The sequence below is a fragment of the Oceanisphaera pacifica genome (assembly GCF_017498065.1).
Taxonomy (GTDB): domain Bacteria; phylum Pseudomonadota; class Gammaproteobacteria; order Enterobacterales; family Aeromonadaceae; genus Oceanimonas; species Oceanimonas pacifica.
In genome coordinates this window covers 1-882 of the sequence record NZ_JAGDFX010000036.1, presented here as the reverse complement: position 1 = coordinate 882, position 882 = coordinate 1, and the positions used below count along the sequence as shown (strand labels likewise).

Here is an 882-nt window from a genome sequence, read left to right as displayed (position 1 = left end):
TTACGGACTCAAGCGCTTCTTACCAGCTCATCCGTACTTAACGCAGGTTAGCACGTCCTTCATCGCCTCTGACTGCCAAGGCATCCGCCGTGTACGCTTAGTCACTTAACCATACAACCCCAAAAAGTGTGTTTTATACGGCCTTAGCTTAGCGATTTCTTCGTTGTGGCTTTCGCTCGTGCTATCACATAGAAAACTATGCTCAAGCACTCCCTCAAGACCACGCCTTGAACTCGCGTTGCTAACGCTCGTCTAAAAGCTCACTTTAAAAGTGAATTCTTAGACAGTATAAAAACAATTCTCTAAGCGGGGTTATTTGCATCGTGACTGATGCTTACAACTTATTTGCCAAGAATTTCTAAGACACTTGCGTATCAAGAACTACAAATTATTTCTATCAGCTTTCCAGATTGTTAAAGAGCAAGAGTAGTTAAACTCTAAGCTAGTGACTGTAAGATGTTCTCTTCCAGCTTCTAGCTTAAGGCTTATCGCTTTGGTAATGGCGTCCCCAAGGGGATTCGAACCCCTGTTACTGCCGTGAAAGGGCAGTGTCCTAGGCCTCTAGACGATGGGGACCAAAAATCTGTTTGTTGAAGCAAGCTTCAACGATTTTTGGTAAAGGCGAGTGTCGAGCTCCGCGAGACCGAGCGGCAAGAAAGCATTCTTTCTCTGTGCTGGTTTGGCTGAGCCGATTGGGTGTGCAGCTGACTATAGGCAAATCAGATGCCACGCCTTTATCAAAAGCGCTCTACTCATATCAAGCAAACTGTGTGAACACTCAGCAAAGGCTGAGATTAAGGTAAGGAGGTGATCCAGCCCCAGGTTCCCCTAGGGCTACCTTGTTACGACTTCACCCCAGTCATGAATCACACCGTGGTAATC

Annotated in this window: 1 tRNA gene and 2 rRNA genes; all 3 read right to left on the bottom strand. The window is 46.3% G+C overall.

Annotated features, from left to right (window positions below):
* Positions 1-111: ribosomal RNA gene (locus J3U76_RS14350) — 23S ribosomal RNA — on the bottom strand; the annotation flags it as partial.
* Between the two features lie 389 nt (positions 112-500).
* Positions 501-576: transfer RNA gene (locus J3U76_RS14345), tRNA-Glu, on the bottom strand.
* 224 nt (positions 577-800) lie between these two features.
* Positions 801-882, bottom strand: a 16S ribosomal RNA gene (locus tag J3U76_RS14340); the annotation flags it as partial.